The sequence below is a fragment of the Paracoccus salipaludis genome (assembly GCF_002287065.1).
Taxonomy (GTDB): Bacteria; Pseudomonadota; Alphaproteobacteria; order Rhodobacterales; family Rhodobacteraceae; genus Paracoccus; species Paracoccus salipaludis.
Genome location: NZ_NSJZ01000001.1, coordinates 495,298 through 509,183, shown reverse-complemented (window position 1 = coordinate 509,183; position 13,886 = coordinate 495,298). Strand labels below are relative to the sequence as shown.

The 13,886-nt window shown below is 69.9% G+C and carries 18 protein-coding genes and 2 tRNA genes; 9 read left to right on the top strand and 11 right to left on the bottom strand.

The window, feature by feature from the left end; translation table 11 throughout:
* Positions 1 to 58 precede the first annotated feature (58 nt).
* On the top strand, positions 59 to 790 hold the full coding sequence (locus CK240_RS02470; protein WP_095638725.1) for a response regulator: 732 nt from the start codon (positions 59 to 61) through the stop codon (positions 788 to 790).
* A 43-nt stretch (positions 791 to 833) separates the two neighbouring features.
* Here the strand turns inward: CK240_RS02470 and CK240_RS02465 are convergent, their stop codons facing one another.
* Complete coding sequence (locus CK240_RS02465) at positions 834 to 1,103, bottom strand: DksA/TraR family C4-type zinc finger protein (RefSeq protein ID WP_095638724.1); 270 nt, start codon at positions 1,101 to 1,103, stop codon at positions 834 to 836.
* Between the two features lie 212 nt (positions 1,104 to 1,315).
* On the opposite strand from CK240_RS02465, the gene ihfA reads away from it, so the two are divergent.
* The 4 genes from ihfA to CK240_RS02445 all read left to right on the top strand — a co-directional run bounded on the left by ihfA (position 1,316) and on the right by CK240_RS02445 (position 3,602).
* Positions 1,316 to 1,615 (top strand): integration host factor subunit alpha, encoded by a 300-nt coding sequence (ihfA, locus tag CK240_RS02460; protein WP_090757054.1) that lies wholly within the window; start codon positions 1,316 to 1,318, stop codon positions 1,613 to 1,615.
* Positions 1,616 to 1,625: 10 nt separating this feature from the next.
* Entirely contained in the window at positions 1,626 to 2,318 is a 693-nt protein-coding gene (locus CK240_RS02455; protein ID WP_095638723.1) for a MerR family transcriptional regulator, read from the top strand.
* A gap of 67 nt (positions 2,319 to 2,385) precedes the next feature.
* Positions 2,386 to 2,463 (top strand) — tRNA-Pro (locus tag CK240_RS02450).
* Positions 2,464 to 2,528: 65 nt separating this feature from the next.
* The gene (locus CK240_RS02445; RefSeq protein ID WP_095638722.1) at positions 2,529 to 3,602 is read left to right on the top strand and encodes a 2'-deoxycytidine 5'-triphosphate deaminase; all 1,074 of its coding nucleotides are present in this window, start codon (positions 2,529 to 2,531) and stop codon (positions 3,600 to 3,602) included.
* Between the two features lie 3 nt (positions 3,603 to 3,605).
* Here CK240_RS02445 and CK240_RS02440 read toward each other — a convergent pair whose 3' ends face one another.
* The 5 genes from CK240_RS02440 to CK240_RS02420 form a co-directional block, all read right to left on the bottom strand.
* A complete protein-coding gene (locus CK240_RS02440; RefSeq protein ID WP_095638721.1) occupies positions 3,606 to 3,824 on the bottom strand; it encodes a hypothetical protein in 219 nt (72 codons plus the stop codon).
* A gap of 11 nt (positions 3,825 to 3,835) precedes the next feature.
* Complete coding sequence (gene scpB / locus CK240_RS02435; RefSeq protein WP_095638720.1) at positions 3,836 to 4,420, bottom strand: SMC-Scp complex subunit ScpB; 585 nt, start codon at positions 4,418 to 4,420, stop codon at positions 3,836 to 3,838.
* Between the two features lie 44 nt (positions 4,421 to 4,464).
* Positions 4,465 to 5,199 (bottom strand): segregation and condensation protein A, encoded by a 735-nt coding sequence (locus tag CK240_RS02430; RefSeq protein ID WP_240517251.1) that lies wholly within the window; start codon positions 5,197 to 5,199, stop codon positions 4,465 to 4,467.
* Between the two features lie 184 nt (positions 5,200 to 5,383).
* Positions 5,384 to 6,004 carry a 30S ribosomal protein S4 gene (gene rpsD, locus CK240_RS02425; RefSeq protein WP_095638718.1) on the bottom strand — a complete coding sequence of 207 codons (621 nt, stop codon included), beginning with the start codon at positions 6,002 to 6,004 and terminating at the stop codon, positions 5,384 to 5,386.
* A gap of 132 nt (positions 6,005 to 6,136) precedes the next feature.
* Complete coding sequence (locus CK240_RS02420; protein ID WP_240517250.1) at positions 6,137 to 7,345, bottom strand: multidrug effflux MFS transporter; 1,209 nt, start codon at positions 7,343 to 7,345, stop codon at positions 6,137 to 6,139.
* A gap of 104 nt (positions 7,346 to 7,449) precedes the next feature.
* On the opposite strand from CK240_RS02420, the gene CK240_RS02415 reads away from it, so the two are divergent.
* The 4 genes from CK240_RS02415 (at position 7,450) to CK240_RS02400 (ending at position 9,890) form a co-directional block, all read left to right on the top strand.
* Positions 7,450 to 7,875, top strand: a complete 426-nt coding sequence (locus tag CK240_RS02415; protein WP_095638801.1) for a DUF1489 family protein — start codon at positions 7,450 to 7,452, stop codon at positions 7,873 to 7,875.
* A 40-nt stretch (positions 7,876 to 7,915) separates the two neighbouring features.
* Positions 7,916 to 7,989, top strand: a tRNA-Gly gene (locus CK240_RS02410).
* 795 nt (positions 7,990 to 8,784) lie between these two features.
* Positions 8,785 to 9,540: a sulfite exporter TauE/SafE family protein gene (locus CK240_RS02405; RefSeq protein WP_095638717.1), complete on the top strand. Its 756-nt coding sequence runs from the start codon at positions 8,785 to 8,787 to the stop codon at positions 9,538 to 9,540.
* A gap of 2 nt (positions 9,541 to 9,542) precedes the next feature.
* Complete coding sequence (locus tag CK240_RS02400; protein ID WP_095638716.1) at positions 9,543 to 9,890, top strand: RidA family protein; 348 nt, start codon at positions 9,543 to 9,545, stop codon at positions 9,888 to 9,890.
* On the opposite strand, the gene lpxB is transcribed toward CK240_RS02400, so the two are convergent.
* The 5 genes from lpxB to CK240_RS02375 form a co-directional block, all read right to left on the bottom strand.
* Positions 9,874 to 11,028, bottom strand: a complete 1,155-nt coding sequence (gene lpxB, locus CK240_RS02395; protein ID WP_095638715.1) for a lipid-A-disaccharide synthase — start codon at positions 11,026 to 11,028, stop codon at positions 9,874 to 9,876. The genes CK240_RS02400 and lpxB overlap by 17 nt on opposite strands.
* 61 nt (positions 11,029 to 11,089) lie before the next feature.
* Positions 11,090 to 11,887 (bottom strand): LpxI family protein, encoded by a 798-nt coding sequence (locus CK240_RS02390; RefSeq protein ID WP_095638714.1) that lies wholly within the window; start codon positions 11,885 to 11,887, stop codon positions 11,090 to 11,092.
* A gap of 7 nt (positions 11,888 to 11,894) precedes the next feature.
* Entirely contained in the window at positions 11,895 to 12,680 is a 786-nt protein-coding gene (lpxA, locus tag CK240_RS02385; RefSeq protein ID WP_095638713.1) for an acyl-ACP--UDP-N-acetylglucosamine O-acyltransferase, read from the bottom strand.
* Entirely contained in the window at positions 12,673 to 13,161 is a 489-nt protein-coding gene (gene fabZ / locus CK240_RS02380; RefSeq protein ID WP_095638712.1) for a 3-hydroxyacyl-ACP dehydratase FabZ, read from the bottom strand. Before fabZ ends, lpxA begins: the two co-directional genes overlap by 8 nt.
* Before the next feature lie 70 nt (positions 13,162 to 13,231).
* Positions 13,232 to 13,885, bottom strand: a complete 654-nt coding sequence (locus CK240_RS02375) for a nicotinate-nucleotide adenylyltransferase (protein ID WP_095638711.1) — start codon at positions 13,883 to 13,885, stop codon at positions 13,232 to 13,234.
* Position 13,886: the final 1 nt, after the last annotated feature.

Sequence of the window (13,886 nt, the reverse complement as noted above, 5' to 3'; positions counted from 1 at the left end):
CGAGCATTAGGGACGCGGGCGTAGCCTGGTCTCATGCGCGATTCGAGGGGACGACGCCATGCACCGGAACGAAACCGCAGTTCACGATGAAATCCCGCTGTGGCGCGCCGCGCCCCCGGGCCGGCCGCTGACGGGGCTGACCGTCCTGGTGGTCGAGGATTCGCGCTTCGCGTCCGAGGCCATGCGGCTTCTCTGCCTGCACTCGGGCGCCCGCATCCGCCGCGCCGACTGCCTGCGGACGGCGGCGCGGCACCTGCAGATCTACCGCCCTTCCGTGGTGATCGTGGACATGGGCCTGCCCGATGGCAGCGGCGCGCAACTGATCGGGCAGCTTGCCTCGATGACCCCGCGCGTGCCCGTCGTGCTGGGCCTTTCGGGCGACCCGGGGAACGAGGCGGATGCCCTGGCGGCCGGCGCCGACGGCTTCCTGAGCAAGCCGATCGAGAGCCTCGCGCAGTTCCAGCACGCGATCCTGTCGGTCCTGCCGTCCGCAGCGCGTCCGACCGGCCTACGGGTGGTCAGCGAGGAAACGGTTCACCCGGACCCGGGCGCGCTGCGCGACGACCTCGCCCATGTGGCCGAGGTGCTGGCCTCGTCGTCGGACACGGGCGCCATCGACTATATCGCCCGTTTCCTGGCAGGGGTCGCGCGGTCCGCCCGCGACGAGCCGCTGGAGCAGGCCGCGACGGCGCTGGCGCGGGACCATTCGGCGGGACGCGCCCTCGCGGCGGACCTCGCGCGGATCAGCGGGCTGGTGCAGGACCGCCTTGCCGCGGCGGGCGGCGCATAGGGGCGCGTCTGCCCGAAACCCGGCCGGCCGGAGGCTGCAGCCTTCACTTCAGCAGGCTGTCCTTGGACGCCCGGCGGTTCATCCCGCCGGCAGGACGGAACGCGCGGTCGGCCTCGGACTGGCAGGCGATGCACAGCCTGACACCGGGCTGCGCGCGGCGACGGGCCTCGGGAATGGGCTCTCCGCAGTCGGCGCATTCCGAAAGGCTCTCGCCCCCGGCACGGTTGCGCAGCCGCATCCGCGCCAGGGCTTCCTTGGTGCTGATCTCGATCTGCTCGTTGACAGCCCCGTCGCTTGCCCAGCCTCCGGCCATCCTGCGCCCTCCTCTCCTGCATCATGGTGCCGCATCCTCGGGATGTAGGCGCGCCCTCCTGCGGGGCAAGATCCCCTTGCCCGTCCGCGAAAGTCGCGCAAGAGGGTTGTCCTGCAAGGCTTTCCTGCGCGCGCGGCTGGAACGAAGCGGCATCGGCATGGTTGACTTGCTGAGTCCAGGACAACAGTCTGTGATGAACGAAAGGCCCGCGCATGAGCGAAAAGACGCTGACCCGAATGGATTTGGCCGAAGCGGTGTTCCGGGAGGTCGGGTTGTCGCGCCACGAAAGCGCGCAACTGGTCGAAAGCGTGCTGGGCCATATCTCGGACGCCCTTGTGCGGGGCGAGCAGGTCAAGATCTCGTCCTTCGGCACCTTCTCGGTGCGCGACAAGAACGAACGAATCGGCCGCAACCCCAAGACGGGCGAGGAAGTCCCGATCACCCCTCGCCGCGTCCTGTCCTTCCGCCCGTCGCACCTGATGAAGGAACGCGTCGCGGCGGGGAACAAGTAGGCCGCCGGGCATGAAGTCTCCGCAGGCCTTTCGCAGCATCGGTGAGGTTGCGCGGCTTGTGGGCGTGGCCACCCATGTCCTGCGCTACTGGGAAACGCAGTTCACGGCACTTGCGCCTGTCCGGCGACCTGACGGCCGGCGCTATTACCGACCCGAGGATCTGCTGCTGGCCGCCGGGCTGTGCGAAGTCATGCGCGAGGACGGCCTGACGATCCGTGGCGCCCAGCGCCTGATCGCGCTGGACAGGGGCGCAAGCCTGCGCGAACGCGGGCGCCTGCGGCTGGGCGCCGCGGTCGAGCGCAAGGCGGCAGAAACAGCAGCCGGCGGGCGAAGGACCTCCCCGGCGACGCGGGCGCGGCGGAGCAAGGCACGGACCGACGGCGCGGCAGGAAACCGGCAGGACGCCGGTCAGGACGAATTGATCTCGGCTGCGCCTCTTCTCGACGGAGAGGGGGCGGATCGCTTCGGATCCGTCTCCGAGGGCCCGCGCCCGCCATCCGTCCCGGCGGGCCGCAATGGGCAGGACATGGACAATGGTCGCCCGGCGGACGCCAGTGCAGAAACCGCGATTCCCGCAGAGGCAGCCTGGCTCGATCGCCTGACTGCCACCGCCGCTGCCCTGCGCGCGCGCGAACAGCCCCTTCCTGCCGACGCGCGCCCCCTGCACGACGCCCTGCGCCGGATGCAGGACGACCGCTCCTGATCCATCTGCGGAAATCGCGGCGCAGCCCCTTGTGCAGCCCCGCGGCTTCGATCTATACGGCTCGCGTCGGGCCGTGGCGCAGTCTGGTTAGCGCGTCCGTCTGGGGGGCGGAAGGCCGCGAGTTCGAATCTCGCCGGCCCGACCATCACGAAACGCCCACCCTTCGGGGTGGGCGTTCGACAATCAAGGGCGTGGCAGAGGCGTGTTGAGATGAACGGCGTTCTTCCCGACAGCGCGCTGCGAAAGCTGATCGCGGACGGTGCGATCCGCGCACCCATCGACTTCACCCCCGACCAGGTGCAACCTGCAAGCCTCGACCTCAGGCTCGGCACGACCGCCTGGCGGGTGCGCGCCTCGTTCCTCGCGGGGCGCGGGCGCAGCGTCGCCGACCGGCTGGCCGACTTCGAGATGCACCGCATGGACCTGACCCATGGCGCGGTGCTGGAAAAGGGCTGCGTCTACCTGGTCCCGCTGCTGGAGCGCCTGACCCTGCCCGAGGGGATCGAGGCGGTGGCGAATGCCAAGTCCTCGACCGGAAGGCTCGACCTGCTGACGCGGCTCGTCACCGACGACGGGACCGAGTTCGATCGCCTGCCCGCCGGCTACGACGGCCCTCTTTATGCCGAGATCTGCCCGCGCAGCTTTTCCGTCCTCGTGCGCCCCGGGATGCGGCTGAACCAGCTGCGGCTGCGGCAGGGCCATGCCGTGCTGGACGACGCCGCGCTGGCCGCGCTGCACGCCGCGCAGCCGCTTGTCGATGGCGAGCCGCTGATCGACACGGGCCTGGGCTTCTCGGTGGACCTGCGCCCGGCCGAAGGCACCCTGGTCGGCTATCGCGCCCGGCCGCACACCGGGGTCATCGACCTCGACCGGATCGGTGGCTATGCCGCGCGCGATTTCTGGGACGAACTGCACGGCGAGGACGGCCGCCTGATCCTCGACCCCGGCGCCTTCTACATCCTCGTCAGCCGGGAAACCGTCTGTATCCCGCCCGACCACGCCGCCGAGATGTCACCCTATCTGGCGATGGTGGGCGAGTTCCGGGTCCATTACGCGGGCTTCTTCGATCCCGGCTTCGGCCACGGCCCGACAGGGGCAGGCGCGCGTGGCGTGCTGGAGGTCCGCTGCCACGAGGCGCCCTTTGCCCTTGAACACGGGCAGGTCGTCGGGCGCCTGGTCTATGAGCGCATGAGCGCCCCGCCCGAGCGGCTGTATGGCAGCGGCATTGCCTCGAACTACCAAGGGCAGGGCCTGAAGCTCGCCAAGCAGTTCCGGCAGGGCTGAGGCTCAGCGCAGCTTGCGCGTGATGCGGGCGGCCTGACGGGCGCGCTTGACGGCCTGACGCGCGGCCTTGGCCTGCTTGGCGGCCTGCGGCGAGGGCTTGCCTTCGGCCGTTGTGCCACCCGTGCGGCGCGTGGCCAGATCGATTCCCTTGTTCATCCCCCAGTTCATCAGACGCTGGGTCAGCATCCGGCCGACCGGGCCGAAAAGTCCGTTCAGGTTCATGCAGCAGTTCCTCAGTCGCCGAAAAGATCGTCTCCCGGCTCATCGGGCGCAATATCGGTGGCCTCCTGCTTCCCTGCAAGGTCCAGCCCTGCCGGCCGGCTGTCCAGCAGACCCGCTGCCCGCAGCTCGGCCAGGGCGGGCAGGTCCTGCGTGCTGGCAAGGCCGAAATGATCCAGGAAGGCTTCGGTCACCACAAAGGTGACCGGGCGACCGGGCGTCTGGCGGCGGCGGCCCAGCCGGACCCAACCCGTCTCGATCAGCTGGTCCAGCGTGCCGCGGCTGACGGCAACGCCGCGGATCTCCTCGATCTCGGCGCGGGTGACGGGCTGGTGATAGGCCACGATCGCCAGCGTCTCGGTGGCGGCCCTCGACAGGCGGCGGGTTTCCACCACCTGCTCCTGCATCAGGAAACTTAGGTCGGCAGCGGTGCGGAAGGCCCAGGCGTCGCCTACCCGCTCAAGCTCGATCCCCCGCCCGGCATAGCGGGCGCGCAACCGGCGCAGCGCCTCGGCCGGGTCCGAGCCCGCAGGCAGCCGGTCGGCCAGTTCGCGCAGGGTCATGGGTTGCGCCGAGGCGAACAGCAGCGCCTCGACCATGCGATCCTGCTGGTCGGGGGGCGGCGGCGGAAAGGACGGCCCGCTCACCGCGCACGCAGGGCGATGGGGGCGAAGACACCGCTTTGCCGCAGTTCCACCCTGCCCTGCTTGGCGAGTTCCAGCGAGGCGGCAAAGGTCGCGGCGGCAGCCGAGCGGCGGCGGGCGGGCGTGTCGTCCCATTCCTCCGGCAGGAAGCGGGCGAGTTCGGTCCAACTGCCAGCATGGCCGATCAGCCGCCGCATCCGGTCCAGCGCGTCCTCGAGCGTCCAGATGTCGCGGCGGTCATAGGCATAGGGGCGGAACTCGTCGCGGGTGCGCAGGCGGGCATAGGCCTGCAGCAGGTCGATCAGCCCCGCCTGCCACGTGACCGAGCGCAGCCGCGCCACCGTTTCCGGCGCGCCCCGGGCAAAGCGGTCCTGCCCCAGCCGCGCCCGGCCCATCAGCCGCGCCGCTGCCTCGCGCATGGCGTTCAGCCGCTCGAGCTGAAAGGCCAGATGCGCCGCCAAGTCCTCGGCGGATGGCCCCCCGGTCTCGGGCTCGGGCGGCAGCAGCAGCCGCGATTTCAGATAGGCAAGCCAGGCGGCCATCACGAGGTAATCCGCCGCAAGCTCGATCCGCAGGCTGCGGGCCTCCTCGATGAAGGCGAGGTATTGTTCGGCCAGGGCCAGCACGCTGACCTGCATCAGGTCCACCTTCTGGGTGCGCGCCAGCGTCAGCAGCAGGTCCAGCGGGCCGTCAAAGCCCGGCACGTCCACGATCAGGGCTTTGTCGGGACGCATCGGGGGATCGGGACTGTGGCGGCTTGCAGACATGCGCCTACCCTTGGAAAGGGCCAGTCGGGGTGTCAACCGCCCGCGTCTTCTGTCGCCGGATACGACGATGGGGCAGCGCCCCGGTCCGGCGGCGCCAGACGAAAAAGGCCGCCCCGAAGGACGGCCTTTCCGATAACCCGCATGAACCGGATCAGTTCTGGGCGTAGTATTCGACGACCAGGTTCGGTTCCATCTGCACGGCGTAGGGCACGTCGCCCAGCGCGGGGGTGCGGACAAAGGTCGCCGTCATCTTGTTGTGGTCGACCTCGATGTAGTCGGGGACGTCACGCTCGGTCAGGGCCACGGCTTCCAGCACGATGGCCAGCTGGCGCGACCGATCGCGGACGGCGATCACGTCGCCTTCCTTGACACGGTACGAGGCGATGTTCACGCGCTTGCCGTTCACGGTGACATGGCCGTGGTTCACGAACTGGCGCGCGGCCCAGATGGTCGGCACGAACTTGGCGCGGTAGACCACGGCGTCCAGACGGCGCTCGAGCAGGCCGATCAGCATCTCGCCGGTGTCGCCGCGCTGACGCTCGGCTTCCGAATAGATGCGGCGGAACTGCTTTTCGGTCAGGTCGCCGTAGTAGCCCTTCAGCTTCTGCTTGGCGCGCAGCTGGGTGCCGAAGTCCGACAGCTTGTTCTTGCGGCGCTGGCCGTGCTGACCGGGGCCGTATTCCCGCTTGTTCACCGGGGACTTGGCGCGGCCCCAGATGTTTTCGCCCATGCGGCGGTCGATCTTGTACTTGGCAGAGGTGCGTTTCGTCACCGCTGATCTCCTTCGTTCGATATGAAGGGCGTTGTCCTTCTCCCCTTGCGGGGCGACAGGTTTCCCCTTGCGGGGTCCACCAACACCAATGGAAGCGGCGCTTATAGACGCGACGGGGGCGAAGTCAACCGCTCACTTCATCCGGCCCATGATCAGCCAGGCCAGCGTCGAGCAGACCACCGCTGCCGTGGCGACCGGGATCGCCGTGCCATCGTAGGCCAATCCCACCGGCGCCGCGATGGCCACCGCGCCCAGCGTCGAGATCGCCGAAACGACCGAGGCGGTCAGCCCCGCGATATGCCCCATCCGCTGCATCGCCATGGCGTTGAGGTTGCCGAAGGTCAGGCCCGCCATCATGAACAGCCCCACCGCCCACAGGAAGAACACCGCGAAGTGCAGGCCGGCGGGCAGCACGTCCGTGACCAGCAGCAGCAGGAACAGCGCCGACGCCCAGATCTGGACCGCATAGGCCCCGCGCGCGATCCGGCGCATCCCCACGCGCATGACCAGGCGCGAGTTGATGAGCGTCCCCGTCCCCGCCAGGATCGCCATGGCCGCGAACCACAGGGGGAACTGCGCGCCCTTGCCGTAGGTCTCGCCGAACAGCTGCTGGGCCGAGGACAGCAGCGCGAACATCTGCCCGAAGCCAAGCGAGATGGTGACGGTGCTCAGCAGCACCTGGCGGTCCGACAGGACCTCGCGCACCCCGGCCCACAGCGTCCCGACCTGCAGCGGACGGCGCGCCGGCGGCGGCAGCGTCTCGGGCTGGCGCAGGGACAGCCACAGCCAGCCGATCCCGCCGAACAGGATGAAGCCGATGAAGACGCCATGCCACCCCATCAGGGTGATGAAGCCCATGCCGATCAGCGGGGCCAGCGCCGGGACGATCATGAAGACCATCATGATGAAGCTGGTGATCCGCGCCATCTCGCGCCCGGAATAAAGGTCGCGCACCAGGGCCGTCCCCACGATCCGGGGCGCGGCGGCCCCCAGGCCTTGCGCGAAGCGCGCCGCCAGCAGCAGTTCCAGCGAGTTCACGAACAGCGCCACCGCCGAGGCCGCAAGATAGATCGCGAAGCCGATCGCCATCGCGGGCTTGCGCCCGATCGCGTCCGAAACAGGGCCCGCGAACAGCGTGCCCAGGCCCATGCCCGCCATGAAGCTGGTCAGGATCAGCTGCGCACGGTTCACGTCGTCGGGGGTCAGCTGCGCGGCGATCTCGGGCAGCGCGGGCAGCATGGCGTCCATCGAGAATGCGACGGTGGCGAAGAGAAATGCGAGCATCGCGATCAGCTCGCCCTGCGGCAGCCGGCGCGACGCCTGAACGGTGTCAGTGGTCATGGAAGGTTCCTTTCCCCAAGGCTGCTACGCCCTCGTCCGCGCCCCCGCAACCCTGCGGCGTCCCGCCCCTGTTAACCTTTGATGGCGTCGCCTATATGGCCGCCATGACCACCCCCTCCCTTCACATGATGAAGCTTTGCGTGGGCGCCCCCCACCCCGAGGCGCTGGAACGCTGGCAGGCCGAACGCTTCGGCGGCGGCCCGGCCGAGCACATCACCCGCATGTGGCCCAAGCGCGCCGAGGAGCTGCTGGCGGGCGGCTCGATCTTCTGGGTCTTCAAGGGCACCATGCTGGCGCGCCAGCGCATCCTGGACCTGCAGCAGCGCACGGGTGGCGACGGCATCACCCGCTGCGCCCTGATCCTGGACCGCGAGGTGATCCGCGTCTCGGCCGTGCCCCGCCGCGCCTTCCAGGGCTGGCGCTACCTGACGCCCCCCGATGCGCCGCCCGACCTGCCGGCAGGCCGCGCCGCCGAGTCCCCCCTGCCGCCGAAACTTGCGCGCGAACTGGCCGAGATGGGACTGCTCTGACCTTGACCAAGGGCGCGGCCCGCGTTATCCGGGACGCGTCGCGGGTGTAGCTCAATGGTAGAGCAGAAGCTTCCCAAGCTTACGACGAGGGTTCGATTCCCTTCACCCGCTCCAATCCATCAAGAAAAACTCATATCGTCATCGAGCCCCGGCGCCTGCCGCAGGGCAGGCAACCAAGTGAAGCGGTTGCCGGCACCCCTTCGGCACGACAGGTCCGACGCTGGCGCGCGCGGCTGTCGTGGCGACATGTTCTTGATCGCAAATCGGTTGTCCGGGCGCTCGGCCGCAGCCATATCCGCCTGAGGGGCGCGGTTCCTGCGTTTCGGGCTCAGTCTATCGGATAGCTCAGCCCCCAGGCCGCGCCGGCTCTTGCGCAAGCGAGCCACCAGGCGACAGAAATGGCCACGGGGTTCATTCCTGCGAGATTGCAGGAGGAGGGCTGAGGGGCAGCTTCTTGATCGTGCTGGGACATCATGGGCTCCTTCGGCTGTTCCAGAGGATGCAGATCATCACTGGTCGAAGCACGCTCGTATCGCCGAAGTTTCCTGATTACGACTTAAGTGGCACCTGTCCCGGCCCGATGCGAGGTGCGCTCCGGCCCGCAGATCCCGGCTGCGAGGACCGGCATCGCGCGGCCCTCGCCACAGGCAGTCCGCGCCGCCGGCGTGGCGCCGATGCAGGCGGCCGGATGGGGCCACGAGAGCGAAGCGCCATTTCCCAATCATGCCATGAAGTCGCGCGACGACAGACTCTGCAAGCTTGCGAGGAGGGTTCGACCTCCTTCTTCCGCTCCTGCCTGCCTTGAGTGACGGCACCTGATCTTTCGCCTTGCGGAAACCGGCCGGCATTCCGCTTGCCGTTCTGGCGCTGCGCCACCACCCTTGCCGCGACTTCAGGCAAGGGTGCGACGTGACCGATTATCTTCTGCTGCTCGTCTCCGGGTTTCTCGGAGGAATGCTGAACGCGGTGGCAGGGGGCGGCACGTTCATCACCTTTCCGGCGCTGGTCTTCACCGGCGTGCCGGTGGTGGCGGCCAATGCCACGACCACGGTGGCCGCGCTGCCCGGCTATCTCGCCGCCGCGCTCGGTTTCCGGGACGAGATCACCCGCATCCCGCGCGACATCATCCTGCGGCTGACGCTTTGGACCTTTGCCGGGGGCGCGGTCGGGTCGGCGCTGCTGCTGGTGTCCTCGAACGAGACCTTCGCGGCCATCGTCCCCTTTCTTCTGCTGGCGGCCACGCTGATCTTTCTGGCCGGGCCGCGGCTGCGCGCCTGGGCTTCGCGCTTCCGCGGCGGGGTCACGGCCTTTGGCGCCGCTTCGCTGCTGCCCGTGGCGATCTACGGCGGCTATTTCAACGGAGGCCTCGGGATCGTCCTCTTGGCGCTGTTCTCGCTGTGGGGGATGACGGACATCCACACGATGAACGGGCTGAAGACCTGGCTGTCCTTCGCCCTGGCGGTGATCAGCTTCGCGATCTTCGCGGCGGGCGGACAGGTCGCCTGGTGGCCCTGCCTCGTCATGTCCCTGGGCACCGTCGCCGGCGGGCTCGGCGGCGCGCCGGTCGCGCGGCGCATCCCGGTCCCGGTTCTGCGCGGCTTGATCGCGGTCGTGGGCTTCGGCATGACGGCGCTATTCTTCTGGCGCCTCATCAACGGAGCATGAACATGGCGGACATCAAGCGGATCGAATGCGGCCCCCGGATGAGCGAGGCGGTCATCCACAACGGCGTGGTCTATCTGGCCGGACAGGTCGGCAACCCCGGCGACAGCGTGGCAGACCAGACCCGCGCGGTGCTGGCACAGGTGGACCGCCTGCTGGCGGAAGCCGGCACGGACAAGACCCGCATCCTCAAGGCGCAGATCTGGCTGGCCGACATCACGGACTTCGCGGAAATGAACGCCGTCTGGGACACCTGGGTGCCTCAGGGCCACTGCCCCGCCCGCGCGACCGGCGAGGCGAAGCTCGCCACCCCCGACTACAAGGTCGAGGTCATCGTCACCGCGGCGCTCTGACCGCCGCGATCACCGAACGGGCCGCCCGCAGGCCGGGCGGCTCTCCTCCCCGGCCCAGCCGCTGCATGGTCAGGTCCATCGCGGCAAGCTGCTCGGCCCGGGCCTCGGGATCGTCCAGCAGGCGCAGCAGCGCGTTGGCCATCGGACCGGGCTGGCAGTGCCGTCCCAGGAACTCGGGCACGGCACGGGTCTCGCTGACAAGATTCACCAGGGTGACGGTGTCGGTCTTCAGCAGCAGCCCGATCAGGGCGCGGCTGACCGGCGCCATGTCATAGCCGATCACCATCGGCACGCCGTTCGCCGCAAGCTCCAGGCTGACCGTCCCCGAGGCCGCCAGCGCCAGGTCGGCGGCGGCAAAGGCCGCGCGCTTGTCGGACTCGCCCTGCACGACGACAGGGGCCGTCGGCCAGCGCCGCACCATGGCATCCACCATGTCGGCGACACCCGGCACCGTCGGCAGCACGACCCGCATCTCGGGCAGGCGGTCGCGCAGGCGCATCAGCGCCTCGTCGAAGCGGGGGCCCAGCCGCGCGACCTCGCCCCGGCGCGAGCCCGGCAGGCACAGGACCAGCGGCGCATCCGCCGCGATTCCATGGGCCGCGCGGAAGGCACTGGCGTCGGCCGCCGAGGCCAGCCGCTCCGACACGACCGGGTGGCCCACGAAGTCGCAACTCATGCCCGCCGCCTGCATCAACGGCGGCTCGAAGGGAAGGATCGCCAGCACATGGTCGATGACCTGCGCCATCTTCCTCGCTCGTCCTGGTCTCCAGGCCCAGACCGAGGGCGCCACGTAATGCACCGTGCGGATGCCCGGCGCGGCCGCGCGCACGATCCGCGCCACCCGCAAGCCGAAATCCGGGCTGTCGATGGTGATCAGCACGTCCGGGGCGGCCTTGATCACCGCCTGCGCCGTCTGCGCGATGCGCTGCTTGAGCGCCCGGTATTTCGGCAGGATCTCCCAGATGCCCATCAGGCTCAGCTCGGACATGGGAAACAGGCTCTCCAGCCCCTGCGCCGCCATCCCCTCGCCGCCGATCCCCCGGACCTCAAGGGCGGGATCGAGCTCGCGCAACCCGGCGATCAGCGCGGCACCGAGCCGGTCGCCCGAGGGCTCGCCCGCGATCAGGAAGGCCTTCATGCGCCTGCCCGCGCCGATTGCAGACCGGCGGCAGGAACTTCTTCCTGACCCAAATACCCCGTCACTCCCGCGCCCACAGGAACAGCCCCGCATCCTCTGCCGCAGCGATGGCGGCGTCACGGTCCAGCAGCAGAACGCCGCCCGCCGCCCATGCGATCCCGGCCAGTCCCGCCCGCGCCGCCTGCGCCACCGTGTCCGGCCCCAGCGCCGGCAGGTCGATGCGCCGGTCCTGCGACGGCTTCGGGGCCTTGTAAAGCACCCCGCGCGCGCCCCTGGCGTTGGGCCGCAAGCCCTGGTGCAGCGCGGCGAAGTCCAGCATCGCCTGCGTTCCCGGCAGCGTTTCCAGCGCCAGGCACAGGCCCTGCGCGACGACGCAGCCCTGCCCGATGTCCAGAGGCCCCGTTGCGGCCAGGATCTCGGCCGCGCGCGCGGCGTCGGCGCGGTCGGCGGCAGAGGGTTCGCCCGCCAACACGCCGGGGCCGGGCACCAGGTCCGGGCGGATGCTGTCCACGCCCGCGACCTCGAAGCCCCATTCCTCGAAGATCGAGATCAGTTCGCGCAGCGCCCCGTCGTCGCCCGACTGCATCGCGCCGAGGAAGCGCGGCACCAGCGTCGCGGTGCGGGGGTCGAACATCTCGGGCTCGAGCCGGGGGCGCCGCAGCGCGCCGGCGAAGACCACGCGACTGACCCCGGCATCCGCCATGGCGTCCAGCAGGGGAACCAGCCGCTCCAGCCGGAAGGGCTGCGCCGGGATCGCGGGGGCGAAGCCCTCCAGCGCGTAAACCAGCGGGGCCTCCAGCGCCTCGGCCACCAGCCCCGGCAGCGTGCCCTGCCCCGCGACGATGGCGGTCCGGGTCATCGCCCGCTCAACCCTGCGGCCGCAGGAAGCTGCGGTCGCTGGGGCCGAGGATGAAGTCCAGCACCTCGCGCTCCATGGGCGTGACCTCGTCCGCGGCGCGCAGGCGCGCGGTCTCGCGGAAGGACCCGGCTCCCAACGCCGCCAGCAGGTCGCGCAGGGCCGCGATCTCGGCCCGGCCCGCGCCGCGCCGCTTGAGACCCACGAGGTTCAACCCTTCCAGCTGCCCTCTCGGCCCGGACACGAGCGCATGGGGCAGCACGTCCGCCGTCACCATGGTCAGCGCGCCGATCATCGCCCCGCGCCCGATGCGGACGAACTGGTGGACGCCCGACAGCCCGCCGACGATCACCTCGTCTTCCAGCACACAATGGCCCGCGACGGCCACGCTGTTGACAAGGATAACGTGGTTGCCGATCCGGCAGTCATGGGCGACGTGGCTGCAGGCCATGAACAGTCCGTCATCCCCGACCTGCGTCAGCCCGCCGCCGCCCGCCGTGCCGGGGTTCATGGTGACATATTCGCGGATGCGGTTGCGGGCGCCGATCACCAGGCGCGTCCGCTCACCCTGGAACTTGAGGTCCTGGGGCACCTCGCCGATGCAGGCGAAGGGGAAGACGACCGTCTCCGGGCCGATCTCGGTATCGCCCGCGACGACGACATGGGACTTCAGCTCGACCCCGTCGCCCAGGCGCACCAAGGGGCCGACATGGCAGAAGGGGCCGATGCGGACGCCCTGCCCCAGAACGGCCCCCGGCTCGACGATGGCCGAGGGATGGATTGCCGTCTCAGGCATCGGCCGGGCCGGGGCGCAGGTCCATCATGGCGGTGAACTCGGCCTGCGCGCAGACCTGGCCGTCCACCCTGGCCTCGCCGATGAATTTCCAGATCTTGCCGCCGGGGCGCTTGACGGTGACATGCAGTTCCACCACGTCGCCCGGCTGGACCATGCGGCGGAACTTGCAGCCGTCGATGCCCATGAAATAGGTCAGCAGCGGCTTGTCGATGACGTTGAGGCTGATGCCCACCACGACCGCCGCCGTCTGCGCCATGGCTTCCACGATCAGCACGCCCGGCATGATCGGCTGGTCGGGGAAATGGCCGGGAAAATGCGGCTCGTTCGCCGTCACGCACTTGATCCCCACCGCGCTTTCGAAGGGCACGATGTCGCGCACCTTGTCGATCAGCAGGAAGGGATAGCGATGCGGGATGATCCGCTTGATGAGGGCGAGGTCGGCAGAGCCGTGGGGGGCGGGGTTGCGCTCGGTCTCGGCCATGGTTCCTCCGACTGTCTGGGCCGTCCGTATCAAATGCCGCGAAGCCTTGGCAAGGCTGGGCCCGGCGCGTTCACGGCCGCAGGCCCGCCACGGGCGCTGTCGCGCCGGGTCGCTCGGCGGCCTTCCGCCGGGCCGAGCGGATCGCACTAGAGGACAGCGCCGTCATCGGCACGTTGATCAGCACCCATGCAGGCGGCGTCGCGTCGGCAAGGCAGCCGGCCTGATGCTGCGGCAGGCGCCAGCGTTCCAGGATGCGCGCGGCCCGGGCCGTCCGCGCGACCGTGCGTGACCCGGGGCGCGCGATCACCCCGATCGGCACCTGCGCGGCGATGCCCCGCCAGCGGTCCCAGCGGCTGAACTGGACGAGGTTGTCCGACCCCATGAGCCAGACAAAGCGCACGCCCGGAAAGCGCGCCTTCAGCGCCGCGATGGTGTCGGCGGTCCAGCGGGTGCCCAGCCGCGCCTCGATCCCCGTCACCACGATGCGCGGGTCGTCCGCGATCCGCCGGGCCATCGCGATCCGTTCCGCCAGGGGCGCCGGGCCATGCGGCTTCAGCGGATTGCCCGGGCTGACGAGCCACCAGACCCGGTCCAGCCGAAAGCGCCGCAGCGCCATTTCGGAAATGTGCAGATGCCCCGCATGGGCCGGGTCGAACGACCCGCCCAGCAGGCCGATGCGCTGGCCCGGCAAGGCGATCGGGTTCAGCCCGCTGTCCCGCTCCACG